General features: G+C 69.9%; 22 protein-coding genes and 1 pseudogene. 11 read left to right on the plus strand and 12 right to left on the minus strand.

The genetic code is table 11. The features are described from left to right. Positions 1-7: 7 nt before the first annotated feature. Complete coding sequence (locus tag ACZ6TV_RS42340; protein WP_465304890.1) at positions 8-748, minus strand: VOC family protein; 741 nt, start codon at positions 746-748, stop codon at positions 8-10. Positions 749-802: 54 nt separating this feature from the next. Further along, the gene (locus ACZ6TV_RS42345; protein WP_465305060.1) at positions 803-2,743 is read right to left on the minus strand and encodes a HelD family protein; all 1,941 of its coding nucleotides are present in this window, start codon (positions 2,741-2,743) and stop codon (positions 803-805) included. Positions 2,744-3,021: 278 nt separating this feature from the next. Here ACZ6TV_RS42345 and ACZ6TV_RS42350 point away from each other — a divergent pair, with 278 nt between their 5' ends. Both ACZ6TV_RS42350 and ACZ6TV_RS42355 read left to right on the plus strand, forming a co-directional pair. Then, positions 3,022-6,003 carry a DEAD/DEAH box helicase gene (locus ACZ6TV_RS42350; protein WP_465304892.1) on the plus strand — a complete coding sequence of 994 codons (2,982 nt, stop codon included), beginning with the start codon at positions 3,022-3,024 and terminating at the stop codon, positions 6,001-6,003. Positions 6,004-6,103: 100 nt separating this feature from the next. Next, the gene (locus ACZ6TV_RS42355) at positions 6,104-6,661 is read left to right on the plus strand and encodes a Uma2 family endonuclease (RefSeq protein ID WP_465304894.1); all 558 of its coding nucleotides are present in this window, start codon (positions 6,104-6,106) and stop codon (positions 6,659-6,661) included. A gap of 36 nt (positions 6,662-6,697) precedes the next feature. Here the strand turns inward: ACZ6TV_RS42355 and ACZ6TV_RS42360 are convergent. From ACZ6TV_RS42360 to ACZ6TV_RS42390, 7 genes and pseudogenes are all read right to left on the minus strand, one after another. Beyond that, positions 6,698-7,312, minus strand: a pseudogene (locus tag ACZ6TV_RS42360) (AAA family ATPase); the annotation flags it as partial. Between the two features lie 193 nt (positions 7,313-7,505). After that, entirely contained in the window at positions 7,506-8,825 is a 1,320-nt protein-coding gene (locus ACZ6TV_RS42365; protein ID WP_465304896.1) for a glycoside hydrolase family 18 protein, read from the minus strand. Between the two features lie 123 nt (positions 8,826-8,948). Continuing rightward, on the minus strand, positions 8,949-10,475 hold the full coding sequence (locus ACZ6TV_RS42370) for a S8 family peptidase (protein WP_465304898.1): 1,527 nt from the start codon (positions 10,473-10,475) through the stop codon (positions 8,949-8,951). A gap of 107 nt (positions 10,476-10,582) precedes the next feature. After that, on the minus strand, positions 10,583-11,524 hold the full coding sequence (locus ACZ6TV_RS42375; protein WP_465304900.1) for a ricin-type beta-trefoil lectin domain protein: 942 nt from the start codon (positions 11,522-11,524) through the stop codon (positions 10,583-10,585). A gap of 143 nt (positions 11,525-11,667) precedes the next feature. Beyond that, positions 11,668-13,803, minus strand: a complete 2,136-nt coding sequence (locus ACZ6TV_RS42380) for a carboxypeptidase regulatory-like domain-containing protein (RefSeq protein WP_465304902.1) — start codon at positions 13,801-13,803, stop codon at positions 11,668-11,670. Positions 13,804-13,958: 155 nt separating this feature from the next. Then, the gene (locus tag ACZ6TV_RS42385; RefSeq protein WP_465304904.1) at positions 13,959-14,567 is read right to left on the minus strand and encodes an NADPH-dependent F420 reductase; all 609 of its coding nucleotides are present in this window, start codon (positions 14,565-14,567) and stop codon (positions 13,959-13,961) included. Continuing rightward, complete coding sequence (locus ACZ6TV_RS42390; RefSeq protein ID WP_465304906.1) at positions 14,564-15,592, minus strand: LLM class flavin-dependent oxidoreductase; 1,029 nt, start codon at positions 15,590-15,592, stop codon at positions 14,564-14,566. Before ACZ6TV_RS42390 ends, ACZ6TV_RS42385 begins: the two co-directional genes overlap by 4 nt. Positions 15,593-15,667: 75 nt before the next feature. On the opposite strand from ACZ6TV_RS42390, the gene ACZ6TV_RS42395 reads away from it, so the two are divergent. Beyond that, complete coding sequence (locus tag ACZ6TV_RS42395) at positions 15,668-16,180, plus strand: MarR family winged helix-turn-helix transcriptional regulator (RefSeq protein WP_465304908.1); 513 nt, start codon at positions 15,668-15,670, stop codon at positions 16,178-16,180. Here ACZ6TV_RS42395 and ACZ6TV_RS42400 read toward each other — a convergent pair. Next, the gene (locus ACZ6TV_RS42400; RefSeq protein WP_465304910.1) at positions 16,112-16,882 is read right to left on the minus strand and encodes a VOC family protein; all 771 of its coding nucleotides are present in this window, start codon (positions 16,880-16,882) and stop codon (positions 16,112-16,114) included. The genes ACZ6TV_RS42395 and ACZ6TV_RS42400 overlap by 69 nt on opposite strands. Positions 16,883-16,974: 92 nt before the next feature. Here ACZ6TV_RS42400 and ACZ6TV_RS42405 point away from each other — a divergent pair, with 92 nt between their 5' ends. Further along, on the plus strand, positions 16,975-17,562 hold the full coding sequence (locus ACZ6TV_RS42405; RefSeq protein WP_465304912.1) for an ArsR/SmtB family transcription factor: 588 nt from the start codon (positions 16,975-16,977) through the stop codon (positions 17,560-17,562). Between the two features lie 45 nt (positions 17,563-17,607). Further along, a complete protein-coding gene (locus tag ACZ6TV_RS42410; RefSeq protein ID WP_465304914.1) occupies positions 17,608-18,855 on the plus strand; it encodes an MFS transporter in 1,248 nt (415 codons plus the stop codon). Here the strand turns inward: ACZ6TV_RS42410 and ACZ6TV_RS42415 are convergent. Continuing rightward, positions 18,761-19,612 (minus strand): serine hydrolase, encoded by an 852-nt coding sequence (locus ACZ6TV_RS42415; protein WP_465304916.1) that lies wholly within the window; start codon positions 19,610-19,612, stop codon positions 18,761-18,763. The two genes, ACZ6TV_RS42410 and ACZ6TV_RS42415, sit on opposite strands and share 95 nt — an antisense overlap. A gap of 65 nt (positions 19,613-19,677) precedes the next feature. On the opposite strand from ACZ6TV_RS42415, the gene ACZ6TV_RS42420 reads away from it, so the two are divergent. Beyond that, positions 19,678-20,535, plus strand: coding sequence for a menaquinone biosynthetic enzyme MqnA/MqnD family protein (locus ACZ6TV_RS42420; protein ID WP_465304918.1), 858 nt, complete (start codon positions 19,678-19,680; stop codon positions 20,533-20,535). A gap of 9 nt (positions 20,536-20,544) precedes the next feature. On the opposite strand, the gene ACZ6TV_RS42425 is transcribed toward ACZ6TV_RS42420, so the two are convergent. After that, on the minus strand, positions 20,545-21,423 hold the full coding sequence (locus tag ACZ6TV_RS42425; protein WP_465304920.1) for a serine hydrolase: 879 nt from the start codon (positions 21,421-21,423) through the stop codon (positions 20,545-20,547). Between the two features lie 239 nt (positions 21,424-21,662). Here ACZ6TV_RS42425 and paaA point away from each other — a divergent pair, with 239 nt between their 5' ends. From paaA to paaE, 5 genes are read left to right on the plus strand one after another with little or no spacing between them, the layout of a single operon-like run. After that, a complete protein-coding gene (paaA, locus tag ACZ6TV_RS42430) occupies positions 21,663-22,682 on the plus strand; it encodes a 1,2-phenylacetyl-CoA epoxidase subunit PaaA (RefSeq protein WP_465304922.1) in 1,020 nt (339 codons plus the stop codon). After that, positions 22,651-22,941: a 1,2-phenylacetyl-CoA epoxidase subunit PaaB gene (gene paaB / locus ACZ6TV_RS42435; protein ID WP_465304924.1), complete on the plus strand. Its 291-nt coding sequence runs from the start codon at positions 22,651-22,653 to the stop codon at positions 22,939-22,941. Before paaA ends, paaB begins: the two co-directional genes overlap by 32 nt. Beyond that, on the plus strand, positions 22,938-23,693 hold the full coding sequence (gene paaC / locus ACZ6TV_RS42440; RefSeq protein WP_465304926.1) for a 1,2-phenylacetyl-CoA epoxidase subunit PaaC: 756 nt from the start codon (positions 22,938-22,940) through the stop codon (positions 23,691-23,693). The genes paaB and paaC overlap by 4 nt, the downstream gene beginning before the upstream one ends. Then, on the plus strand, positions 23,687-24,139 hold the full coding sequence (gene paaD / locus ACZ6TV_RS42445; protein WP_465305062.1) for a 1,2-phenylacetyl-CoA epoxidase subunit PaaD: 453 nt from the start codon (positions 23,687-23,689) through the stop codon (positions 24,137-24,139). The genes paaC and paaD overlap by 7 nt, the downstream gene beginning before the upstream one ends. Beyond that, positions 24,136-25,224 (plus strand): 1,2-phenylacetyl-CoA epoxidase subunit PaaE, encoded by a 1,089-nt coding sequence (gene paaE / locus ACZ6TV_RS42450; RefSeq protein WP_465304928.1) that lies wholly within the window; start codon positions 24,136-24,138, stop codon positions 25,222-25,224. Before paaD ends, paaE begins: the two co-directional genes overlap by 4 nt. The last annotated feature ends 33 nt before the right edge of the window (positions 25,225-25,257 follow it).

Here is a 25,257-nt window from a genome sequence, read left to right on the forward strand (position 1 = left end):
TTCGGAGCTAAAAGCGGTAATCGTCGGAAATCTCGATCAGTGCGAAATGCGCTCCTGTGGTGTCGGCGACGCGGGCGTACCAACCCGCCGACGACACCATCGGCTTGCGGGCCACCGTGCCACCCAACTCGGCCACCCGCTCACACGCCGTGACCGCGTCGTCGACCATGAAGCACACCGTCCAGTGCTCCGGCAGCCCCGGCGGGAACCTGTCGTCGATCGGCAGGAGCCCACCGACGGCGTCGTTGTGGTGATGCAGCTCGAAATACGGCTCGGCGTTCTCCGTCTCGACGGCGTGCCAGCCGAAGACCTCGCTGTAGAAGGCGCCGGTCCGGGCCAGGTCGTGGGACGCCAGCTCGTACCAGCAGATCGCGCCCGGCTCGAAGGACACCTGCGCACCGCCGAACCTGCTGCGCTGCCAGGTCCCGAACACCGCCCCACCGGCGTCGCCGAACACGGCCATGGTCCCCAGGTCGCGCACGGTGGTCGGGGGCAGCTTCACCGAACCGCCGGCCCGCTGGACCGCCTCCGTCGTGCCGGCCGGGTCGTCGGTCGAGATCGAGATCAGCCACGCGGGCCGGCCGGCGGTGCGCAGGCCGGCCACCGCGCGGCCGTTGTGCGTGAAGTGCCCGTCGTCATTGAACTGCCAGCCGAAGAGACCGCCGTAGAACGCCCGCGCGGCAACGGGATCGGGACTGCCGACCTCGGCCCAGCACGGCGTGCCCGGTGCGTAACCCCGTACTCGCATTCCGCGTCCTCCCGGTTGTCAGACTGTTTCGAGATAGTGACATCCGGGACGTGATCACGACACCCTATCCAACGGTGCAGGAAGCGGACGTTCGTGCAGAACGTCCAACCGCGAGACGGCCCGGGTCAGGACCACGAACAAGCGGTTGAGCCCGCGCGGCTCGGCCGCCACGATGTCGGCCGGCTCGACGACGATCACGTGGTCGTACTCGAGACCCTTGGCCAGGCTCGCGGGCAGCACGGTGACCCGCTCGGGATCGACGTCCTTGAGATCGGCGGCGATCGCCGGGATCGCCGCGTCCGCCGCGATCACCCCGATCGACCCCTCGAACGCCAGCGCCCGGCGCACCGCGTCCCGCAACGGCGTGGCACCGATCGTCAGCGCACCGTCGGTCCGCAGCGACCGCGCCTCCGGCACGTCGACCCCCAGCGCGGGCAGCAGCCGGTTGGCCAGCGCGACCACCGCGGCCGGCACGCGGAACCCGGTCGTCAGCGGGACCACCCGCGCGGCCGGCTTGCCGAGATGCTCCAGCAGCGTCCGCCACTCCAGCGCGGCCCACGGCGCGGTGCCCTGGGCCAGGTCGCCGAGCAGCGTGATCGACCCGTGCTCCGAACGCCGGGCGATCACCCGCGCCTGCATCGGCGACAGGTCCTGCGCCTCGTCCAGCACCACGTGGCCGAACGACGCGACCCGGTCGATCAGTCCCGCGGCCTCGTCCACCAGTACCGCATCCGCGGCGGTCCAACGGGCCGACTTCGCGGTCTTCGGCGGCCTGGACCAGGTGATCGCCGCCCGCTCGGCCTCGGTGAGCAACTCGTCGGCCGGATCGCTGAGCACCTCGAACACCAGCTGCTCCGGCGTGACCGCGGGCCACGCGTGATCCAGCACCTCGAGCACCGGCTGCGCCTTGCCCATCCGGCGCTGCCAGCCCTCGCTCGGCGAGTCGCCGCGCCGCGCCTCCGACTGCCGCATCAGCAGCGACACGATCCTCGCCCGCACGCGTTCGCGGCCGATCCCGTAGGGCGGCGCCTCCCGCCGCACGTCGTCGACCACCCGCCGCAAGGCCTCGGTGGACACCCGCCACCGGTATGACCCGTCGGAAACGGTCAGCGGCTCCTCGGGCCTGCGGATCTTGCCGTTGAGCCGCTTCGCGAGCACCGTGGCCATCCGGGGGTCGTGCTTGACCTCGGCGGCGGCTTCCTCGTCGACGGCTTTCACGGGTGTACCGAGCAGCCCGTCGATCGTCGACTGTTGCACCTCGATCTCGCCGAGGGCGGGCAGCACGCTGGCGATGTAACTCAGGAACGCGCTGTTCGGCCCCACGATCAGCACCCCGGACCGCTTGAGCCGCTCGCGGTGCAGGTACAGCAGGTACGCCGCCCGGTGCAGCCCGACGGCCGTCTTCCCGGTGCCGGGCGCGCCCTGGACGCAGATCGACTCGTCGAGCTCGGCGCGCACCAGCTCGTCCTGCTCGGGCTGGATGGTGGCGACGATGTCGCGCATCGGCCCGACGCGGGGCCGCTCGATCTCCTCGAGCAGGATGCGGCTGGTGCCGATGTCCTCACCGCTGGTCAGGTTCTCGTCCTCGAAGCTGGTGAGCTCGCCCTTGACGAACCCGAACCGGCGCCGGGCCTTCACGTTCTGTGGATCCTTGACGCTCGCCTGGTAGAACTTCCGGCTCAGCGGCGCCCGCCAGTCGAGCACCATCGGCTCGCCCTTGACGTCGGTGACGTGCCGCCGCCCGACGTGGAAGTTGTCCTGCTCAATCGCCAGCTTCCCAAAGAACAGCGGCGCGTCGGGGTTGTCCGCCAGCTCAGCGATCCGCCGCGCCAGATGCCGCCCCAGCGTCTCCGCCGCGAACGGGTCCCCGGCGACCTGATCACCGGTGGAGAACAGATCCTCGGCATGCTCCCGCATCCGGCGGAGCGCCTTGCGTGATGCATCCAGGTGCGCTCGCTCAACGGCGAGCTCGTCTTGCAGTGCGGGCACGATGATTTCCTTCAGGGGAATCTCAACAGCTGCTCGCTCGCGTATCCGGGTCCAACCCGGCGCGTAGGGACGTCCGCTGCGGTGGCTACCTCACCGCGGCCGTCAAGCGGTCCACAACATTACGCCTGCGGATAGCGCGACTCCACCGAATTATCGCTGTTGCGGACCTGCGCTGCACCCGGGCGCGAAGCGGTGTCGGGGGTACACGATCGGGGCACGTCACGGTGCCGGAGATGGGTGCGTTGGTTACGGTAGCCCGCGACTGGGGAGGAAGGCGGCGGCCAATGGCGAGGCAGATGCGCGGCGAGGGTGGGACGGGCCAGGCAGGCTGGGAGGCGGCGTTGTCGGCCCTGGTTGGTGCGGTCGCGCCGGCGCCTCGGTCGGCGCCTGACGAGGCCGAGCTCGGGCTGCAGTTCGAGATCCTCGATCCCGGCACTGCCGCAGGCCGGAAGCATCGGATTGCGATGCGCCCGGTCGTCCGGGGCCGCACCGGCTGGGTCCGTGGCGGTGTGTCCTGGAGCAATCTGGGCTATCGCCGCTACGACAGCTCCGGGGACACGGAGCGGCACCGCCGGCTTCTCGCCGAGATCATGAAGCTGTCGATCTCTACAACGGACCCGTATCACTACTACGGCCCCCAGCAGGCAATCCATCTCGACGCGATCGGGAGCCGGCGGATTTGGGACCTGCTCGCGGAAGCCGTGGAGGCCGGCATGCCGTTCATGCAGCCCGGCAAGTGGGCCGCACCGGTCATCGTCGGTCGCGGCCCGATCCGCATGTCCCTCCAGGCAGATCGGGACGACGGACACCTGGTGCTCGCTCCGACGCTGATGGCCGATGGTGTGCCGGTCGACCTTGCCCGTTCGCGTCCGATCGGTGAGCCCGCCCACGGCATTGCCTGGTGGGGAGTCCGGGGGGAGGCCGAGCCGCCGCTCAAGGATCAGGTGCTCCGGTTGGCGCCGCTGGCGCGGTCGTTGTCGAAGAGCATGATCAAGACCCTGGGCGGTGCACCGATCCGTATCCCGGTGGGTGACGAGGAGCGGTTCTTCAAGGCGTTCTATCCGGAGCTGCTCCGCGAGGTGGACATCGTTGCGGCCGGAGCGTCGGTGCGCCTGCCAGTCGTCGGGCTGTCTGCGCTGACGCTGAGGTTGGCGCCGCTGCCTGCTCAACGGATGTCGGTCCGGTGGGACTGGGCACTTCCCGTCGGCGACCACCTTCATCGTGAGTCGCTGTGGGTGCCTGCGCCCGCCGGCCAGGCGGCTCACCGCGACGACATTGTCCGGCGGGTCGCGGATCTGGTTTGCAAGCCGGTGCCGGATCTCCTGGAGGTCGTCCCGACTGGTCCAAGGCTGGCCGAGGCGGCTGTGGTAGCCGGAGACGCCATGATCCGACTGCTGGGCGAGGTGGTGCCCAGGCTGGAGGACGTGGACGGTGTCGAGGTCGTGCTGACGCGGGACGCGCCGGTTCCGGAATACCGCGAGACCTACGAAACGCCGGTCATCACATTTGCCGGTGCCGATGGTGAGGCGCAGCAGGACTGGTTCGACCTGTCAGTCCGGGTCAGTGTCGGCGGCGAGCAGGTCGTCTTCGACGATTTGTTCGTCGCGCTCGCGCAGGATCGGCAGTACCTCATCCTGCCCAGCGGTGCGTACTTCAGTCTCGACCGTCCGGAATTTCAGCAGCTCCGCGATCTCATCGCCGAGTCGCGGGCGCTCGAGGATGCCCCGGTAGGGATCCTTCGGGTCGGCCGCTTCCAGGTGGGTCTGTGGGACGAACTGGCCGAGCTCGGCATCGTCACTGGTCAGGCAGCGGCGTGGCAGCAGACGGTTCGGGCGTTGGCCGAGTCCGGCGCCGCTACCGAACACGAGGTGCCGGACCTGATCCGCGCGGATCTCCGTCCGTATCAGCGAGAGGGGTTCCGCTGGCTGGCGGCGCTCTGTGAGTACGGGCTCGGCGGCATCCTTGCCGACGACATGGGGCTCGGCAAGACCCTGCAGGCACTGGCGTTGATCTGCCACGCCCGCTCGCGCGGTCCCTTTCTTGTGGTGGCCCCAGCCAGCGTGATCCACAACTGGGCGAGCGAAGCGGCCCGGTTCGCACCTGGCCTCACGGTCGCCACGGTCACCCAGACTGCCGCCCGGCGCGGCACTGGGCTGGCCGAGGCCGTGACCAGTGCGGATGTCGTGGTCACTTCGTACACCTTGTTCCGTCTTGAATACGAGCAGTACGAGGCCATCGAGTGGGCCGGTCTGGTGTTGGACGAGGCTCAGTTCGTCAAGAACCCGCAGTCCCAGGGGTACCGCTGCGCGAAGCGGCTCCAAACTTCCTTCAAGCTGGCGATCACCGGTACGCCGATGGAGAACAACCTGACCGAGCTGTGGGCGTTGTGCTCCATCACGGCCCCGGGGCTCTTGCCCCGGCCGGACCGGTTCGCCGAGTACTACCGCAACCCGATCGAGAAGGGCAGGGACGTCGATCGCCTCGCCCAGCTCCGCCGCCGGCTCCGTCCGCTCATGCTGCGCCGCCGCAAGGCCGACGTCGCCGTCGACCTGCCCGACAAGCAGGAGCAGGTCATTGAACTGGAACTCGACCGTAAGCACCGCAAGGTGTACCAGACGTATCTGCAACGCGAGCGGCAGAAGGTCCTCGGCCTGCTCGGTGACCTGGAGAAGAACCGCTTCGAGATCTTCCGGTCGCTCACCCTGCTGCGCCAGGCCAGCCTGGACGTCAGCCTGGTCGACGCCAGGCATCACGGCATACCGTCGACCAAATTGGACGCGTTGACCGAACGGATTTCCGATCTGGTGGTCGAAGGACATCGGACCCTGGTGTTCAGCCAGTTCACCCGGTTTCTGACCGCCGCCCGCGATCGGCTGGAGCAGGCCGGGATCGAATGCGCGTACCTCGACGGCAAGACCCGTGACCGGGCAGCCGTGCTCACCGCATTCAAGGAAGGCACCGCCCCGGTGTTCCTGATCAGCCTGAAGGCTGGGGGATTCGGCCTGAATCTCACCGAAGCTGACTACTGCATCCTGCTCGACCCGTGGTGGAATCCGGCCACCGAGGCGCAGGCGGTGGACCGCATCCACCGCATCGGCCAGTCCCGCAGCGTCATGGTCTACCGGCTGGTGGCGAAGGAGACCATTGAGGAGAAGGTCATGGCGCTGAAGGCGCGCAAGGCCGAACTGTTCAGCAGCGTCGTCGACGGCGGCGAGTTCGCCTCCGCACAACTGACTGCCGCGGACATCCGCAGCCTGCTCGAATAGTACGTACCCTGCGGCAGGCGGGTTCGATACCGGGACTGGTCCCTTCGGTGCGGTCGGCGTGGCATCCTTGTGGCAGGATCCGCCAGGGGGTGAGTCGCCGATGAGCGTGGCCGTGCTTGAGCATGTCGGTCCGTGGACCGAGGACGAATACTTCGCCCTCGGTGAGACCACGAATCGGATCGAGTTGTTCGACGGGAGTCTGCTGGTGAGCCCGGCACCGACCACACGCCACCAGCACATTTCCAGGCGCCTGGCCAACGTGATCGATACGCCGGCCGACGCGGCTGGTCTCTGGGTGTACGAAGCGGTGAACGTCCGCCTGGCAAGTGGCCGGATCTTCATCCCCGATCTCGTGGTGACGCCCATTGAGGACGTCACGATGATCGACGCGGAGGATGTGGCGCTGGTGGGCGAGGTCGTCTCACCCGGCAACGCGGGTGCCGATCGACTGTTGAAGATGCAGCTCTACGCTGCCGCGCGGATCGAGTGGTATTTGCTTGTCGAGCCTGAGCAGCCGGATTTGGTGACGCTGCGGCTGCTGCGGCTTGACGGTCAGCACTACATCGAGCATGCGGTCGCGAAGGACGGCGAGACGCTGACCGCCGACGGTCCGTTCGCGATCGAAATCGATACTCGCGCCCTGCTACGTCGTCGATAGGCTGGTTGCTCCGGGAGCCTCGGAAGTGTGTCAGTTTCCGGGGTTGGGGTTCCCGGTGCCGGGCGCGCCCTGGACGCAGATCGACTCGTCGAGCTCGGCCCGGACCAGCTCGTCCTGCTCCGGCTGGATCGTCGCGACGATGTCCCGCATCGGCCCCACGCGCGGCCGCTCGATCTCCTCCAGCAGGATCCGGCTGGTGCCGACCTCCTCACCCGCCTGCAGGTTCTCGTCCTCGAAGCTGGTCAGCTCCCCTTTGACGAACCCGAACCGCCGCCGCGCCTTGACGTCCTGCGGGTCCTTGACGCTCGCCTGGTAGAACTTCCGGGAGATCGGCGCCCGCCAGTCGAGCACCATCGGCTCCCCGGCCACGTCGGTGACATGCCGCCGCCCGACATGAAACCTGTCCTCGTCGATGCTCAACTTCCCGAAGAACAGCGGGGTGTCGGGACTGTCGGCCAGCTCGGCGATCCGCCGGGCCAGATGCCGCCCGAGCGTCTCCGCCGCGAACGGGTCCCCGGCGACCTGGTCACCGGTCGAGTAGAGATCCTCGGCATGCTCCCGCATCCTGCGGAGCGCTTTGCGTGAGGCTTCCAGATGCGCTCGCTCAGCGGCGAGCTCGTCTTGCAGTGCGGGCACGTTGATTTCCTTCAGGGGAATCTCAGCAGCTGCTCGCTCGCGTATCCGAGGTCCACCCCCGGCGCGTAGGGACGTCCGCTGCGGTGCCTACCTCACCGCGGCCGTCAAGCGGTCGTTCACTTTACGCGCGACGCGTCCACCGATCCACCGAATATCGCAGTTCCGGAGGTTCCGGCCCGGAACGCATCGCGCCCCGGGCCGGCTCCTGTCACATCAGGCCGTTGTGGATGGCCGTGGTGAGTTCTCCGGCGGCGGTGTCCCCGTCCAGCGACCAGGCCATCGCCCCGCCGAGGCCGTTGGCCTTGATGTAGGCCGTCTTCTGAGCGATCACCTGCGGGGTGTCGTAGGACCAGAAGGTGCTGCTGCCGTACTTCCAGGACGCGACCGCGACCGGGTCGTAGAGGACCGCGCCCTGCTTCGTGATCACCTTCTTGTAGTCCTCGGTGCCGTCCTCGTAGGTGCCCCGAGCCGGGCCCGTCGACGTCTGGAGCAGACCGTTGTTGGTCGCCGGCACGCCGGCCCAGCCCTTGGCGTAGTAGGGGATGCCCGCGACGAGCTTCGCCGCGGGCGCCCCGCCGTTCAGGTAGGTCTGCACGGCCAGATCGACACTGAAAGCGTGCTGCGGGGTGGAGTACAGGTTGGACTGGTGCCCGGTCCTGGCGTTCCACGGCCCGACGAAGTCGTAACCCTGCACGGTGACGAAGTCCATGCTGGCCAGCAACGGGGCGATCTCGACGCCCGCGGCGATCTTCGCCGGGTCGGCGGGCAGGAACGCGGTCAGCGAGTAGTGCTTGCCGGTCTGCGCTCCGTACGCGTCGAGCTGACGGCGGAATTCGGCCGCCAGCAGCGTGAAGTTCTGCTTGTCCTCGGGGCGGACCACGTTGCCGACGTTGCCTTCGGAGCCGGGCCACTCCCAGTCGAGGTCGATGCCATCGAAGACGCCGTAGCCGCTCCCGACGCCACCTCGGGTGGAGTTGCCGATGAACGGCAGGTTGCCCTTGAGATAGAGGTCGACGCAGCTGGCCACCATGGCCTGCCGGGAGGCTGCGGTCATCGCCGCGTCGGAGAAGTACTTCGACCAGGTCCAGCCGCCCAGGGAGATCTGCACCTTGAGGCCGGGGTACATCGCCTTGAGCTTCTTGAGCTGGTTGAAGTTGCCTGCCAGCGGCTGGCTGTAGACGTCGCCCACGCCATCGACCGACTCGCCGGCCTTGAAGCCCTTCTGGTAGTCGGCCCAGGCGTCACCGACACCGGCCGCGTTGGCCTCGAAGCACTTGCCATCCGCCCCGACGTTGCCGAATGCGTAGTTGATGTGGGTGAGCTTGCCCGCCATTCCGGCGGTGTGCACGTTCTTGACCTGGAAGTTGCGGCGGTAGACGCCCCACTGCGTGAAGTAGCCGACCTTGATGGGATTGCTGGCCGCGGCAGTGACCGCTGCCGGTGCGGCCGCTGCAGGTGACGTGACGACGGCGATACAGGCCGCCAGCATCGCGCCGGCGACGGCGGCACGCATGACGCGTGGCTTCATTTGGGCCTCCCTGTGTTGTGGGGCGCACCGATCGAGCGTGTTGCGCAGACATCCGAGCTGGGGCGGATGCGGTTGGGGTCGCCGACCTCGTAGGCCGGCGACCCCAACGTGGTACAGCCGGTGCTATCGCACGGCGTTGTACGCGTTCACTTCACCGGCACCGTAGAAGCCGTTGCGGTTCCCGCCCGAGCACGTCGCCTCGAAGCCCTGCAGGAGAGGGACGGGGTTGTACACGCCACTGGGGCAGGGCAGCGCGTCCGCGGTGCGCTCCAGCAGGGACGCCAGGGCCCCCGGCTGCAGACCCGGGTGGGCGGAGAGCGCCAGTGCGGCGACGCCGGCCGCGTGCGGACCGGCCATCGAGGTGCCTTGCTTGTAGCCCCAACCATTGGTCTTCGTCGTCGTGTTGAAGGTGGTCGACAGGATGCCGTCGGCCGGCGTCGACGGGGAGCCGAGGTTCCGGAAGCGGGTGTCGCCGCCGGGCGCCGTGACGTCGACGACCCCCTGGCCGTACGACGAGTAGTAGCTCTTCAACCGGGTCGGGCCGACCGCTGAGACGGTCACCACGCCGGGCGCCTCGGCCGGCAGGTCGATGCAGGCGCCGGTGATCGTACGGTCCTCGACCGGGAAGCTGCCGTCGTTCGGGCTGCCGCTGTCGATGAACTTGTGCTGCAGGTCGACGTTGGAGTTGCCCGCTGAGGCGACGTTGAGCACGCCCTTGTTCTGCGAGTACCGGATCGCGCGCTGGACGGCCGTCCAGACCGGGCGCTGCCGCGAGTCGTTGCGGCAGTTGAACTCCCACGGGTCGATGAAGTAGCTGTTGTTGGTGATCTGCATGCCGTGGTCGGCGGCCCAGAGGAAGCCGCAGACGGCCGCTTCGGGATAGATGAAGCCGTCGTCGTTGACCACCTTCACGGAGGCGACCTTCACGCCGGGTGCCACGCCGGCGACGCCGATCCCGTTGATGGCCGCGGCGATCGTGCCGGCTACGTGCGTGCCGTGGTCGGAGGTGGTCGGGTTCCAGGCGGCCTCGGCCGTGTCGACCACGCCGCCGACGCAGGACGCGCTCTTGTCCTTCGCGATCTGCGTGGCGAGGTCGGGGTGGGAGCTGGAGATACCGCTGTCGAGGACCCCGACGACCACGTTCGGGCTGCCGGTGGTCACCTTGTGCGCCTGCGGAACATTGATCTGGGCCATGTCCCACTGCTGGCCGAACAGCGGCTCGCCGGTCGGGTCGCCGCCGGCCTGCTGCACCGTGAGGTCGGAGACCTCCATGGTGGTGCTGTCCTCGAGCGCGGTGCCGAGACCCGCGGTGGACGCGACGGCATCCACGCCCGCGCCCGACACCGCGGTCGCGAACGCCGGGTTGGTCGAGCGAGCCACGAGCACGCCGATCTGGCGGTAGTTCGCGACGACCGCGCCGCCGGCGGCGACGATCCGGTCTGCCGCTCGAGCTGTTGACCGACCCTGTGGCGCGAGCACGATGTACGTGCCTTCCGGTCCTGCCGCCAAAGCCTGCGTCGGTAACGCTGCGGCGGTCAGGACGCCGGCACCGACCGCGGCGGCGGACGCGGCTGCCAGTGCCTTGCGACGAGATAGTCTCACGGTGAACCTTTCCGTCGGACTGTCGATCGACGTGCGTTGTAACGCCACGTCCGCAAAAAAGAGCGCGGTCGGGCGGGTCGGCGTTACATCAGATCGCGTCACGGCAGTCCGGGGTGCTCACGGTGCCGGCCCACTGTCGGGGCAGCTCCCTCGAGCTAAGGCAGGATCCATCGTTGTGCATCGGACCGGTCGCAGGCCGCCATCCGCTGCAGGGCTCTGCTGTCTGCGTCGCCCGGTCCCCCGAGACACAGTCCCGAAGCCTGATTGATCAGCGAACCCGCGGGTCCTGACCGCCACTGCTGGGCCGGTCCACCATCACAGTTCTGCAGACGGACCCGGTCACCTGATGCTTGCAGGCATCGGCCAAGGACCCGAATGATGCCGCCGTCCGTCACGGTCCATGCCTGGCCGGAGGTGCCGTTGCAGTCCCACCTGCGGATCCCGTCGCCGTTGGGGCCGGCGTTGCTGTCCAGGCACAGCCCGGAAACGCTGGTGATCCGGCCGGTGCCGGACTCGCCTCCATGCGAAGGCGACAGGGCGGGCTGCCCGCTGAGCACGGGGCTGCCGCCCGGCGGGGCGGCATCCGATGGTTTGAGCGATGCCTTGGGCCGAGACTGCCCCCCGAGGACGGACGACGCTCTTGCCGTTGCCGGCGTGTTCGACGCCGGCGACGCCGGTGGGGCCGGCACGGCAGCCGTCCTGGATTGACCGCTCTTCGGCGCTGTGGTCCCGGCCGCGCCCGGAGCGGGAGCCGCAGGCCGATCGCCGACGCTCAGCGCAAGCACGGTGGCGCCCAGCGCGAGCATCAGCATGCCCGAGCCGGCGGCAAGGAGGCGTCGCCGGGCCCGATTGACCGGAGGGGCGGCCGGCGCGGGGGGCGTGCCGGCCCCTGCGCCGGCGCGGGTCAGAGGGATGTCGGCGGGCGGGCCGTCGTCTTCGGGTCGGCCGGCGGACGCCGGTGCGTCATCCAGGGGCTTTTCGCCCGCGTGCTGGTGCTCAAGAATGCGGACGTAGGGACGAATCAGAAGCGGCTCGTCGTCGACCTCCGGCCCGGCCGTGCCCGCATCCGTCACGTTGGGATAGGTCCCGGGTCGCATGCCGCCGAACGTAACGGCTATCGGCGTGTGCCGATGAGATCGCGGAGGGTGAACCTGCGAATCCACCCTCGGACTCACCCGCCATGGGTGAGAATGCCCGGGCGGTCAGGGCCAGGTGTGGACCCTGACCGCCCGGCTGATCGTCAGCTGACGGGGATGTTCACGGTCAGCGTCTTGTTGTTCTTGACCTGGAACGGGGTGGCGGAGGCGAAGTTCGTGCCGCCGACCCAGCCGTAATGGCCGTCCCCGGTCGACCACTGCAGCTTCACCTGCTGCGGTGCGAGGTTGGCCAGCACGTAGGGATTGTTGTCGTACGCCTGCGCGCCGATCGAGACGGCGTCGCCGGTGACGGCGTTGTAGGCGAGCACGCCGCCGTCGAGCCGGTGTCCGGCGGCGTCGTGGAACGTGCCGGTGACCGTGCCGCCGCCGGTGCGCAGCTTGTAGTTGCTGGTGACGTTCTTGCCGGCGCGGACGGTCACCAGGGTGGCCTCGGGCCGGCTCACCGCGTTGCCCGACCAGCGCCACTGGTAGCCGTTCGTCGCGAACTCCACCGGCCACGCGTACGGTCCGACGCCGGGCAGCACGTAGGTCCCGTCTTCGGCGGTGCTGACCGGGCAGCCGTCGCCGGCGAAGCCCGGGGTCCTGGCGATCACCGACACGCACACGGCCTGGACGGGAGCGCCGGTGTTGACGTCGGTGACCTTGCCCTTGATCGTGCCGGACTGGTCGAAGCGCACGAGCGGGGCCGTGATCTGGCCCCCTGCCGCGACCGTGACCTGCGCGGCGGCGCCGCGGTCGCCGGTGCCGCCGGTCGCGCCGACCCACTGCGACCCGAGCGCGTCGTCGGTCGGGTCGGCGAAGAGCTGGTAGGTGCCGGCCTCGAGCGGGCCGATGACCACGGTGCCCGGGACCTGCGGCGACTCCCACTCCGAGCAGTAGTACGTGCTGATGTAGTTGGGGTGCTCACCGAAGTACGGGAACTGCACGCCGACCTTGGCCGCGGTCGCGCAGCCCTCGGCGGTCGCGCCGCCGGCCCGCTTGACCATCGGCACGGTGATCGTCGCGCCGCGGCGCAGGGGCACGTCGATCGTCGTGGTCTGGCCGGCGACGATGGTGCCTGTCGCGGCGGAGTTCTCGAAGTGCAGATGGTCGTTGATGTTGACGGTGAAGCTCCACGCGCCGGCGGGGACGTCGTCCAGGACGATCTCCGTCGAGTCCGCGCAGCCGCTGAGGTTGGTGTTGATGGTCGCGTAGGCGCAGAAGTGCGACAGCGGCTCGCCGGTCGTGGCGTCGTGCGCGATGAGGCGCACGGTGCCCCGCGGCAGGAACTGCTCGTCCACGGTGGTCACCTGGCCGCTGGTCACCGTGATGTGCGCGGCGGCATCCTTGTCGAGCGTGTTGTGGGCGTACTGCGGAATCCACCGCGGCCCGTTGAACCCGACCGTCCAGCCGCCGGGCACGAGATCGTCCAGGCGGTAGCGCCCGTCCGCGTCCGTGGTCCCGTAGCGCGGGGCGATGTCGCTGTACTGCGTGGACTCGGCGAAGACGCTGACGCCGCCCGCCGGGGTGCCGTCGGGGTTGGTCAGCCGCCCGGCGATCGACCCGGTCGGCAATACCGTCTCGGTCAGCGGGGTCGCCGATCCGGCGGTCACCTGGATCGCGGCGGCACTGTCGAAGCTCGGTGCGCCGCCGTTCCACTGGTAGAACGAGTACCGCACGTAGAACCTGACCTTGTAGGCGCCCGGCGGCAGGTCCAGCCCGAACGTGCCGTCGAAACCGACACCCGTGCTGCTGACGGAGTGCTGGCCCTCGGCCGTGTAGGCCTCCGCGTACCCCTGGACCGGCGAACCGTCGGCGTTGCGCAGTGTGCCGGCGATCCGGCCGGTCGCCAGCAGCTGCTCGTCGGCGACTGCCGTGGCCCCCGCGGCCACGGAGACGGGGTCGGCTTCGCTGAGCCGCAGCTTCTGGTGCGCGTACTGCTCGAAGGAGCTGCCGGCCGCCCGGAAGCTCAGGGCGTAGCGACCTGCCTCGAGGTTGCCGAAGCTGTACGCCCCGGCGCTGTCGGTCTGCGTGAACGTGGGCTGGCCGAAGGTGTCGAGGGCGGTGGCCCACACGCTGGCGCCGGCGGCGGGCGCGCCGGTCGGGTCGGTGAGGTGGCCGGTGATGGACGAGGTGCCGCTCGCGGTGGCCGGAGCGGCGGTGATCGCCGTCGCCGTCGCGATGAAGGTGGCCGTCACTGCCGCGTACAGCAGCGGACGGCGCAGGACATGCTTACGCATCTGCGCTCCCGGAGAGTTGAGGGGTGGCGCATCGATACTTCCCGAGGCGGCCGCGGCCGTGGGACCGCAGCGACTTTTCCTCCACAGTGGACAAAACCGGATGCGGCGTGCTTGGTGGCGAATCTCCCCGTTGGTCCACATCGGACCTCCGGGCGTCACCGCATTTCCAGCATGCTCCGGAGGGTGGTGGCGTCGACGTTGGCGCCGAAGGGGGCGGTGCCTGGGCCCAGGCGGGCGCCCTCGGCGAGGGGGCCGACGATCACCGGGTCGAAGCCGAGGGCGTCGACGAGGGCGGCGACGGCGGGCAGGTCCGAGTCGCCGGCGATCGCGATGGCCTTGCGGTCGGGGGCGCCGGCGGGGCGGGACGAGTCCTCCAGGTCGTGGTAGCCCATGTGGTTGAAGGCCTTCACCACGCGCGACCCCGGAAGGAAGGCCTGGACGACCTCGCTGGAGGAGGCGAGGTCGTCGCGGATGCCGTCGACCTCCCACCAGTAGTTCATGGCGTCGATGACGAGCTTGCCGCGCAGCTCGGGCGCGGGGATGCCGCGGTGCTTGCCGAGCGGCAGCGCGAGGATGACGGCGTCCGCGCGGGCGGCGGCGTCGCGGGCCGTGGTGGCCTCCGCGCCCGGCGCGAGCACGTCGACGGTGAGCGCGATCGCCGACGGGTCACCGGAGCCCGCGATGAGCACCCGGTGGCCCGCGGCCACCGCAAGGCGGGCGAGGACCGTGCCCACCTTGCCGGCGCCGAGGATGCCCAGGATCATGCCAGCAGCTCCTTGACCATGGGGATCACCTTCGTGCCGTAGAGCTCGACCGCCCGCGTCCTCGCGCTGACGGGCTGGGCGCCCGCGGTGTAGATCAGGTCGAAGCGGCCGACGCCGACAGCGCGGACCGCGGCGGCGATCTTGTGGGCGACCGTCGTGGGTGAGCCGATGTAGAGGGAGCCGTGGGCGACCTCGGCGTCGAACTCCTCGCGGCGGATCGGCGGCCAGCCGCGCAGCGCTCCGATGCGGTCGCGGATGACCCGGTAGTGCGGCCAGAAGATCTCCTTGGCCTCCTCGTCGGTGTCGGCGACGAAGCCCGGCGAGTGCATGCCGACCGGGTGCGCGGTGGTGCCCAGCTGGTCGGCGGCGCGCCGGTACAGCTCCACGTAAGGCTTGAAGCGTTCCGGCTTCCCGCCGATGATCGCGAGCATGAGCGGCAGGCCGTAACGGGCGGTGCGCACGACCGACTGCGGCGAGCCGCCGACGCCGACCCAGGTGTCGAGGCGGCCGGACTCGGTCTTCGGGAAGACGTCCGCGCCGACCAGCGGTGCGCGCGTCGTGCCGCTCCAGGTGACCGGCCGCTCGTCGAGCAGCTTCACGAAGAGGTCGATCTTCTCCTCGAAGAGGATGTCGTAGTCGGCGAGGTCGTAGCCGAACAGCGGGAACGACTCCGTGAACGAGCCGCGCCCGAGGATGACCTCGGCCCGGCCGTTCGAGAGCGCGTCGACGGTCGCGAAGCGCTGGAACACCCGGACCGGGTCGTCGGAGCTGAGCACGGTCACGCCGGACGCGAGCCGGATGCGCGAGGTCCGCGTGGCGATCCCGGCGAGCACCGTCTCGGGCGTCGACACCGAATACTCCGGCCGGTGGTGCTCGCCGAGGGCGATGACGTCCACGCCGAGCTCGTCGGCGATCACCGCCTCCTCGAGGACCTGCCGGATCGCGGCGGCGTGGGAGACGGGTGCGCCGGCGTCGTCCGAGGGGACGTCGCCGAACGTGTCGAGGCCGAACTCCAGATCAGACATGGCCGGGGCTCCTTCCGCGGTAATTGACGTGTCAATTATGTGCACCGTATGATTGACACGTCAATTGGAGGGCCCATGACGAAGCGCACACTGCCGACCACCGACGAGCTGCGGATCTGGCGGGACTTCATCGAGACCGCGGACGCGCTGCGGGCGGAGCTGGCGTCGCGCCTGCAGAGCGAGACCTCGCTGTCCCCGGGGGACTACGTGGTCCTGCTCGCCCTCAGCGAGGCGCCCGACCGGCGGATGCGCTCATCCGAGCTGGCCGCCGGGATCGGCTGGGAGCGCAGCCGGCTGTCGCACCACCTCGGCAGGATGGAGCGGCGCGGGCTGATCCGCCGCGAGGAGTGCGCCAGCGACAGCCGGGGCGCCGAGATCGTGCTCGCCGAGGCCGGCGCGGCGGCGTTTCACGGCGCGACGGTGCCGCACCTGCGCGCCGTCCGGGAGCTGTTCGTCGACGCGCTCACGGCCGAGCAGCTGGCCGCCGCGGGGGAGCTGGCCGGCGCGCTGCGGCACCGTCTAGAAGTGGTCGCGGAGCTCGGGGAGCAGCTCGAAGGCAAGGAACGCCGCACCGGTCGGGTCCATTAGGAAGGCACCCAGGCCGATGCCCGCGTCGACCGGGCCGGCCATCGCCCGGCCGCCGAGTGACGCGGCCCGGGCCGCGGTGGCGGCGCAGTCGTCCACCAGGAAGATCGTGCGCCAGTGTGCGGGCGTTCCCGGCGGGTACAGCTCACCCATCGGGCTCATGCCGCCGACCACCCGGTTCGTGGCGACCCACTCGTGATACTCCTGGTTGGCGCCCGCGGAGCCGGCGCGTTCGGTCCAGCCGAAGACCTTGCCGTAGAAGCTGACCGCGGCCGGGATGTCGGGGGTGACGACCTCGCTCCAGCAGATCGTGTCCGACTCGTTGACGACCTGGGTGCCGGCGAACGTCCCCCGCTGCCACGCGCCGAAGACCGCGCCGCTCGCGTCGGCGAAGAGGGCGCTGTCCCCCCGCGTACCGGCGGCGAACGGCGCGACGAGGACGCTGCCGCCCGCGTCGGTGACGAGGCCCGCAGTGGCCGAGATGTCCTCTGTGGACACGTAGCTCAGCCACGCCGAGCGGCTGCCCGGTGCCGCGGCCAGCCCGGCGACGGCCAGGTCGCGCAGCAGGAACGTGGTCGTGCCGTCGTCGGCCGCTGCCGTGGTCCAGCCGAAGAGCCCGCTGTAGAAGTCCGCCGAGACGCCGGCATCGGCGCTGGTGAGCACCGTCCAGCACGGCGTCGCGGGGGCGTAGCCACGTACTCGCACCAGGTCTCCCAAGTTGAAGATCCAAAGAGCCCCACAATAAGAAAAAAGGTCTGACCTCAGATCATCCGAAGGGTCATGAATACCCTGGGTACGTGGCTGATGAGACTCCGGTCCGGCTGGATCCGGCACGCGCGCAGATCCGGGACGCCTCGACGATGCGGGCGTTGGCGCACCCGGCGAGGATCGCCATCCTCGACCGGCTCTTCGACGGCGAGCCGGCGACGGCGACCGAGCTCGCCGAGGTCTGCGGGCTGTCGCCCAGCGCGACCAGCTACCACCTGCGCGAGCTGGCCAAGGTCAATCTGATCGAGCAAGCGCCGAGCCGCGGCGACGGGCGGGAGCGCGTCTGGCGCAGCCAGCTGCAGGGGCTCAACATCGAGGCCGGGCCGGAGGGCGGCGCCGCTGAGAGGGCCGCGGACCAGGAGCTGTCGCTGATGTTCCTGGAGATCGAGGATGCCCGGGCGCGGGCCTGGCTGAGCCGCCGCGACGAGGAGCCCTACGAGTGGTACACGGCCGCGACCTCGGCCGACATGCAGATCCAAGTCACCGCGGACGAGCTCAAGGCGCTCAACGACGAGGTGTTCGCGCTGTTCCAGCGCTACGCGCGGGCCCGCCGCGCCGACCCGCCGGAGGGATCCCGGCAGGTGAACGTGACGTACCGGACCTTTCCCCGTACTTAGGAAAACCACTGGCGATCATCAGATGTGAAGGATTATTTTCGAAGTATGTCCTTCACATCTGCCCGTGATGTGTACCTGCTCGCGGTCGCGCGCGGCATCTCGTTCCTCGGGGACTTCATGGCCGCGACCGCGATCCTGCTCGCGCTGCAGGACCGCGGCGCGGGAGGACCTGCCGTCGCCGCCGTCCTCATCGCCTCCGTCGTGCCGGTCGTCGCCCTCGCCCCGCTGGTCGGCCGGCTCGTCGACCGGGCCGACAGCCGCATCCTGCTCACCACCGTCGGCCTCGCCCAGGCCGCCTGCTGCGCCGCGATGGCCCTGACCACCAGCACCTGGCTGCTGATCGCGCTGGTCGCGGCGCTCGCCGCCGGGGTGGCGATCACGACCCCGACGTTCAACGCGCTGCTGCCCGACGCGGCGGGGATCGACGGCGTCGGCCGGGCGATGGCGATCGGGCAGACCGCCAACTCCGTCGGCTCGCTGGCCGGGCCGGCCCTCGCCGGCGTGCTGGTCGGGGCCTTCGGGCTGCGCGTCCCGCTGCTGATCGACGCCGTCACCTATCTGGCCGTCGCGGCCGCCGGGCTGCTGCTGCACACCCGCCGGAAGGCGCCGATCGGAGCGGCCGGCGCCGGCCGTACCCGGTGGAAGATCCGCGACGACCGGTTCCTCCTGGCGATGACCTGCCTCGTGGCGGCGATCGTGCTCACGATCAACGTCGACATGGTGGTCGGCGTCTTCTTCATCCGCGACACCCTGGGCGGCAGTCCCGCCGAGTTCGGCCTGGTCGAGGCCGCGTGGACGGCCGGCATGCTCGGCGGCGGCTGGCTCGCCGCGGCGCGCGCCCGCGACGACGGCACGCTGGGGCGCGCCCTGGCCGTGATGCACCTGGCGACCGCGCTGATCGTGCTGGTCTCGGGCTTCGTGCCCGCGGTGCTGCTGCTGTATCCGCTGTGGCTGCTCGGCGGTGCCGTGAACGGCGCGGAGAACAACTTCCTCGGCGTCATCGCCGCCAGGCGGGTCCCGGCCGAGGTGCGAGGGACGTTCTTCGCCCGCTTCGGCGCCGTGATCAACGCCGCGAACCTGATCGGCTACGCCGCCGGCGGGGTCCTCGTCGGGCCGTTCGAGCCGCGGCACATCGTCATCGGCTGCGGCGCGGCCGGCGTCGTCGGGGTCGCGATCTTCGGCGGCTGGATGTGGCGGGTCAGTGCGGCGGCTGGGTCAGCAGCTGCTTCGTCACTTCCCGGCACGTCTTCGTCCCGTAGTCCTTCCCCAGCGTGCTCGGGTAGTGCGCCATGATCCCGATCGTCCAGCCGTCGCCGACGGCCATGCACGCGATGTGCCACTGACCGTCGTCCCTGGCCAGCCAGCCGTTCTTGATCGCGGTCGTCTTCTGGACGTCCGCCGGCAGCACCTCGATCGGCCCGAAGCGGCCCGGCCCGCGCACGTTGCGCATCTCGTTGAGCAGCCAACCGGTCCACTTCGGCCCAGCCGCCCGGCCGTCGCCGATGCACTTCGCCAGGCGGGCCACGTCGCGCGCGGACATCTGCGTGAGGCTCCACGAGTTCTGCGTGCCCTTGGTCTCCGTCAGGCCGCAGGTCGTGGTCATGCGCTTGATCGAGGTCAGGTTGCCGTTCTGGACGTGATACTTGAACGTGTTCTCCGTCTCGGAGTCACGGATCATGCGCGACAGCTCCTGCAGCGCGCCGGCCGCGGGCTGCTTGTTCTGCTCGGCCTGCCGGCGCAGCCAGTCCGCGGCGACCCAGGCCTTGGCCATGCTCGCCGTGTCGCTCGTGGTGTACGGCGTCGACCCGTACATCTTGTCTTCCTTCAGGTCATAGAACGCCCACGACCAGAAGCCCTTGACGTTCATCGCCACCGGCTGGGTCGGGCTGAACAGCGGGGCGCTCGCCGTCGGGGAGGGCTCCGCGCTCTGCGTCGCCGCCGCGGCCGCGGTGCTCGGCTGCTGGACGGCGTTCTGCGGCTTCCGATCGGTGGGCGTGCTGCATCCCGCCAGCATGATGGCGCAGGTCAGCACTGCGAGGGGGCGTCGCACCCCATGAGGGTACGCGCTGTGACAATGACCGCCCCGCCCGCTTGAGCGGCGAATCCTGGGGCACCATGGGCGGTGTGCCTGCATTGCAGCGGCCCCGCGTCGGCCACATCCAGTTCCTGAACTGCCTGCCGCTCTACTGGGGCCTCATGCGCTCGGGTGCGCTGATCGACGTCGACCTGCACAAGGATTCCCCCGAACGGCTCAGCGCCGCGCTCGTCGCCGGCGACCTGGACGTGGGGCCGATCACGCTCGTGGAATACCTGCGCAACGCCGAGGACCTGCTGCTCCTGCCGGACATCGCGGTCGGCAGCGACGGGCCGGTCCTGTCGGTCAACCTCGTCTCGACGGTGCCGCTGGAGGCGCTGGCCGGGCAGAAGGTCGCCCTCGGTGCCACGTCCCGCACCGGCGTCATGCTCGCGCAGATGTACCTGGAATCCAAGGTCGGCGTCACGCCCACGTATTTCCAGAGCCCGCCCGACCTGGCCCGCATGCTCGACGAGGCCGACGCCGCGGTGATCATCGGCGACGTGGCGCTGCGCGCGCTGCACGAGGCGCCACAGCACGGCTGGACCGTCACCGACCTCGGCCAGGCCTGGCACGACTGGACCGGCCTGCCGATGGTCTTCGCCGCCTGGGGTGTCCGCCGCGCGTTCGCCGAGGCGCATCCCGGCCTGGTCAAGGACGTGCACGAGGCGTTCCTGCGGTCCAAGGACCTGTGCCTCACCGAGCTCGACGAGGTCGCCGAGGCCGCGGCCCGCTGGGAGACGCTGTCGGCGGAGACCCTCGCGCACTACTTCCGCGTGCTGGACTTCTCGCTCGGCGACCGCCAGGTGGCGGGCATCCGCGAGTTCGCCCGCCGCGCCGCCGCCCGCGGCGCCGTCCCGCCGCTGCCCGCCGACGGTCCGGCCTTCTTCAGAGGCTGACGGGAAAGGCTAGGCCTGCAGCTGGCGGGTGACCTGTGAGCAGATGTCCGCGCCGTAGTTCATGCCCTTCGACGTCGGGTAGACCGTCAGGACGCTGAGCACCCACTCGGTCCCGATCGCCATGCAGTTGACGTGCCACTTGCCGTCGCTGCGGGCGATCCAGCCGTTCTTGACCGCGGTCGACGCCTTCTCCTCGGCCGGCAGCGCGGGCACCACGCCGAACTCCTGGCTGCCGGCCACGTTGCGCATCTCGTTGAGCACCCAGTCGGTCCACTTCGCCCCCGCCGCGCGCCCGTCGCCGATGCAGGCGCCCATCCGCGCGGCGTCCCGGGCCGAGACCATGGTGCTGGCCCAGTCGATGTAGGCCTTGCTGTCCGTCAGCCCGCACATCTGCACCAGCCGCGTGATGCTGGCCGACCTGCCGTTGAGCCCCCAGAAGTACGAGGCCGCGGTGTTGTCGCTGTTGCGGATCATCGACGTGAGCTGGCGCAGGTTCGACGAGCTCGGGTTCGGCGTGCGGCGCAGGTAGTCCGCGGCCAGCCACGCCTTGATCATCGACGCGGTGCGCTGGGTGGTGGCGGCGTTGTCGGATCCGGCCATCGCGCCGGTGCGCCGGTCCAGCACCGTCCAGGACCAGAAGCCCGTGGCGCTGACGGCGACCGGGGCGGGGTGCAGCAGCGCCGGCGGCAGTGAAGGCGCGGCCGGTGCCGCCGGCGCGGCCTTGCGCGTGGCCTCCGGCTGCGGCGAAGTGGACGCGGTCACCGCTGCGGGGGCGGCGGCGCTGGACTCGTGATCGTCCAGCATGTCGCTGCCCCACATGTACGGCACGCCGACCATCACTGCGACGGCGAACAAAATGAACACGGTGAATCCGACGCGCTTGCGCATGGGTCGGTGGTCCCTCCCTGGCGGTCGGTTCCCATTGCATCGACCGCTGGTCATGAGCAGGTGTAGCCGGTGTTTCCACGTCGTAAGCAGTCAGGGGGTGACCAGACGTGACGATCCCGGACAGTCTCCCCTTCCAACGCGCTCCCCGCTGCCCGGACGCGCTCAAAAGTCGCTGGTAGTTGCCTCGATGCCTGTGACACCTTCTTGCAGGGCCGGTCGGTTGCTGTAACACTGGGAGGGTGTACGGCAACGACTTCGCCCCGCTCCTCGAGCAGGTGGACAGCGCCGAGCGGGACCTTCAGCAGGCCGCCGGCCGTGACGTGGCGGCCGGATCCGACCTCCAGGACTACTTCGACTCGATCGTCGCCGCGGACCAGAAGATCGAGCCGCGCGACTGGATGCCCGACGCCTATCGCAAGACGTTGATCCGGCAGATCGCGCAGCACGCGCACTCGGAGATCATCGGCATGCAGCCGGAGGGCAACTGGATCTCCCGCGCGCCGTCGCTGAAGCGCAAGGCCATCCTGCTGGCGAAGGTCCAGGACGAGGCCGGGCACGGGCTGTATCTCTACGCCGCCGCGGAGACGCTCGGCATCTCCCGCGACGAGCTGGTCGAGATGCTGATCGACGGCCGGCAGAAGTACAGCTCCATATTCAACTACCCCACGCTGACCTGGGCCGACGTCGGCGCGATCGGATGGCTGGTCGACGGCGCCGCGATCGTCAACCAGGTGCCGCTGTGCCGCTGCTCCTACGGGCCTTATGCCCGCGCGATGATCCGCGTCTGCAAGGAAGAGTCGTTCCACCAGCGGCAGGGCTTCGAGATCCTGCACACGCTGTCGCACGGCACGCCCGAGCAGAAGGCGATGGCGCAGGACGCGGTCGACCGCTGGTGGTATCCGTCGCTGGCGATGTTCGGCCCGCCCGACGGCGACTCGACCCACTCCGAGCGGTCGATGGCCTGGAAGATCAAGCGCTTCTCCAACGACGAGCTCCGGCAGCGGTTCGTCGACATGTGCGTGCAGCAGGCGGGCGTGCTCGACCTCCGGATCCCCGACCCTGACCTGCGATGGGACGAAGTGGAGCAGCGGCACCGCTACACCGAGCCCGACTATGCCGAGCTGATGCGGGTGATCAAGGGCGACGGGCCCTGCAACCAGGAGCGGATGGACCATCGCCGGCGCGCCCACGAAGAAGGCGCATGGGTCCGCGAGGCGGCGCAGGTATATGCGGCGAAAAGAGAGAAAAGTGCTGTTTGAGGTATTCGTCCGACCACGCCGCGGACTCTCCCACGCCCACGTCGGCAGCCTGCACGCGTCCGACGCCGAGATGGCGCTGCGCAACGCCCGCGACGTCTACACCCGCCGGCAGGAAGGCGTGTCGATCTGGGTCGTGCCCGCCGCCGAGATCACCGCGAGCAGCCCCGACGAGAAGGACGCGTTCTTCGCGCCCGCCGCCGACAAGGTGTATCGGCACCCGACCTTCTACGACGTCCCCGAAGGCGCGGCACACATATGAGCCCCGTCGGATACGTCTCGAAGTATGTGCTCGGCCTCGCCGACGACGCGCTGATCGCCGCGCAGCGCCTCAGCGAGTGGTGCTCTCGCGCGCCGGAGATGGAAGAGGACATCGCGCTGGCCAACATCGCCCTCGACCAGCTCGGCGTGGCCAGGATGCTGCTCAGCTACGCCGGTGAGCTCGAGGGTCAGGGCCGCACCGAGGACGACCTGGCCTATCTGCGCTCCGAGCACGAGTTCCGCAACGTAAGGCTGGCGGAGCTCGACAACGGGGACTTCGCGGTCACGATGGCCAAGCTGCTCTTCCTGTCGGTCTACCAGCGGCTGCTCTACGACCGTTCGATCGGCGTCGGTGACGAGCGGATCGCCGCGGTGGCCGCCAAGGCGCGGAAGGAGTCGGCGTATCACGTCGACCACAGCTCGCGATGGGTCGTGCGGCTCGGCGACGGCACCGACGAGTCCCACCGCCGGATGCAGGCCGCCGTCGACCAGGTGTGGCCCCACACGCATCAGCTCTTCGCGATGGACCCTGACGTGCGCGCGCTCGACGTGGCGGGCGTCGTCGTCGACCCGTCGACGCTGCGCACGGCGTGGCTGGAGACGGTCGACGCGGTCCTGGCCGAGGCGACGCTGACCAGGCCCGCCTCCGCCGATGAGCCGACCGGGGACCGGTCCGTGCACACCGAGGCGCTCGCGACGCTGCTCGCCGACATGCAGGTCCTGCACCGCGCGCACCCGGGGGTCCGCTGGTGACGCTGTTCGACGTGGTCGCCGCCGTCAAGGACCCCGAGCTGCGGGTGCTCAACCTCGCCGAGCTCGGCATCCTGCGGGACGTCGCGGTCGACGGCGACGCCGTCACGGTGACGATCACCCCGACGTATTCGGGCTGCCCCGCCATGGACCTGATCCGCGCCGACATCGAGTCCGCCCTGCACGGTGCGGGCGTCGCCGACGTGACCGTGCGCACCGTCCTCGACCCGCCGTGGTCGACCGACATGATCAGCGACGAGGGGCGGTCGAAGCTCGCCGCGGCCGGGATCGCACCCCCCGGCAAGGTCTTCGTCCAGCTCTCCGTGCGCTGCCCGCGGTGCGGATCGCCGGCGACCGAGCAGCTGTCCCGGTTCGGCTCGACCGCGTGCAAGTCCCTGTGGCGCTGCACCAGCTGCCTCGAGCCCTTCGACGCGGTGAAGGCGATATGACGACCCGCCCCACCTTCCAGCGGCTGCCGGTCGTGGACGTCGAGCGGCTCACCGACGACTCGGTCGTGGTGACGTTCGACGTCGCCGTGTCGCAGCGGGCCGCGTTCGCGTTCCGGGCCGGGCAGCACCTCACCGTGCGGCGCTGGCACGACGGGTCGGAGATCCGCCGGTCGTATTCCATCTGCTCCAGTCCGTCGAGGCTCGCCGCCGAAGGGGTCCTGCGGGTCGGGATCAGGGCGGTGCCCGGCGGGGCGTTCTCGTCCTTCGCCGTCGCCGACCTCTGCCCCGGCGACGAGATCGACGTCATGCCGCCGCTGGGCCACTTCACCAGCGCGTTCGAGCCGTCGCGCAGCCGGCACTACGCGGCGCTCGTCGCCGGCTCCGGGATCACCCCGGTCCTGTCGCTGGTCGCGACGGCCCTGGAGGTCGAGCCGGGCAGCCGGTTCACCGTCGTCTACGGCAACCGCGCCGCGGGCACCGTGATGTTCGCCGAGGAGCTCGCCGACCTCAAGGACCTGTATCGGGAGCGGCTGCACGTCGTGCACGTGCTGTCCCGCGAGGCGCAGGAGTCGGCGCTGCTGTCCGGCCGCCTCGACGAGCAGCGCATCGGGGCGATCCTCGACACGCTGCTGCCGGCGGACACCGTCGACGAGTGGTTCCTGTGCGGGCCGCACGGCATGGTGCTCGACGCGCGGGTCGCGCTCAGCGTGCGGGGCGTCGCCGACGCCGCTGTGCACACCGAGCTGTTTCATGTGGCTGATGCACCGGCTGCTCCGGCCGGACCTGCCTCGGACACCGCTGATGCCTCGGGCTTGACGGTCGAAATCATTCTGGACGGGCGCACCTCCACCATCGTGATGGGCCCTGATGAGCGCGTCCTCGACGCCGCGCTCCGGCAGCGGCCGGAGCTGCCGTATGCGTGCAAGGGCGGCGTCTGCTCCACCTGCCGCGCGAAGATCGTCGTCGGCGAGGTGTCGATGGCCCGCAACTTCGCCCTGGAGCCCGACGAGGTCGCCGCCGGGTATGTCCTGACCTGCCAAGCCCTGCCGATCACGGACAAGGTCGTGGTGGACTACGACGCATGACGGTCCAATCCGCGGCGGTGGACGCTCCGAATG

The sequence above is a fragment of the Dactylosporangium sp. NPDC051087 genome, assembly GCF_055586325.1.